General features: G+C 40.1%; 2 protein-coding genes. Both read left to right on the forward strand.

Going from position 1 to position 1,463, the window contains the following annotated elements; genetic code table 11:
• The coding region (locus FD47_RS15995; RefSeq protein ID WP_054736764.1) for a helix-turn-helix domain-containing protein at window positions 1–577 on the forward strand (577 nt) is incomplete at its 5' end.
• Window positions 562–1,431 carry an IS3 family transposase gene (locus FD47_RS16000; RefSeq protein WP_235806121.1) on the forward strand — a complete coding sequence of 290 codons (870 nt, stop codon included), beginning with the start codon at window positions 562–564 and terminating at the stop codon, window positions 1,429–1,431. The genes FD47_RS15995 and FD47_RS16000, both read left to right, overlap by 16 nt.
• The last annotated feature ends 32 nt before the right edge of the window (window positions 1,432–1,463 follow it).

Genomic DNA, 1,463 nt, shown 5'->3' on the forward strand with positions numbered 1-1,463 from the left:
TGAAGTGAACCCCCATAGTTGGATGAAAAATTCTAACTATGGGGGTTTTACTATGACTAAATTTAGTTTTGAAGTTAAACTTAAAGCTGTTCAAATGTATTTAGCTGGAATCGGTTCACCGACTATTGCCCGAAGATTAGGCATTAAAGGGAAAATATCTGTGCAGACATGGGTTGCTCGTTATCGAAAATATGGTATTCAAGGCCTAGAAATTCGTTCACCAAAATTTGATTATGATGGTGATTTTAAGCTAAAAGTCTTAAACTGGAAAAAACAACACAAAGCCTCGTATCCACAAACAGCACTCCAATTTGATATTAGTAATCCCGGGACCATCGCTAATTGGCAGAGGAAGCTTAAAGAACGTGGTATTGAGGCCTTGTTTACCAGAAGAGGACGGGCAAACCACATGATGACTAACCATAATCACCAAGCTAGGAAACAGTTATCAGAGTTAGAGCGCTTGAAGGCTGATAATCGGGCTTTGAAAGTGGAGAACGAATATCTAAAAAAACTCGAAGCCTTAGTTCAACGTCGCGGACAGTCAAAGAAGAATATCAAATCATCCAAGAACTAAGGCACGAATTCGGATTTAGCTTAACGGAGATTTTGCCATACGCCACCATTAAGCGGCGTACGTTCTATTACCAAGCACACCGTCATGAAGCTAAAGATAATCAAGAATTACTCCAAGTCATTAAAGACATCAAACAACAGAATCCCGGCTATGGATATCGACCAGTAACCGATGAACTACACCACCGTGGAATCAAGGCTAATCACAAACGAGTTAGCCGTCTGATGAGTGAAAATGGGCTATCGTCACTAATGTATAATCGTCAAACCCGTAAATATGATTCATCGATTGGCCCCCAAGGTAAGAAGGCTATGAATCGGTTAAACCGACGGTTTAACACTGATCGTCCTTATCAGAAAATGGTAACTGATGTGAGTGAGTATCGCTATGGTAATATGAGCCAGGACAAAAGGGTTTATCTTTCGCCAATTAAAGATCTGTGTTCTGGTGAGATCGTTAGTTATAATATTAGCGATCACCCGACTACTGATTTTGTGATGAAACCATTAATCGAGCTAATTAATAAGCGGCCCGTGCTTAGCTACCGCATGACCGTTCATAGTGACCAAGGCATCCAATATCAAACAAATACATGGCGCCAGACACTAAAGAAGCATCATATTTTCCAAAGCATGTCACGCCGGGCAACCTGCTTAGACAATGCATCAATGGAGAGCTTCTTTCATACCATGAAAGCTGAATTGTATTATGATCATCATTATCAAACCAAACAGGAATTGATTAAAGCCATGAAGGCGTGGATTGTATATTACAACCAATATCGAATAAGGCATAAATTAAAAGGCAAGACGCCGATTAAATATCGGAATCTTGCCTTAGGAAAAGTTGCCTAAATTAAAGTGTCCAACTTGCAGGGTTCACTTCA

This window comes from Lentilactobacillus parafarraginis DSM 18390 = JCM 14109, from assembly GCF_001435895.1.
GTDB classification, from domain to species: domain Bacteria; phylum Bacillota; class Bacilli; order Lactobacillales; family Lactobacillaceae; genus Lentilactobacillus; species Lentilactobacillus parafarraginis.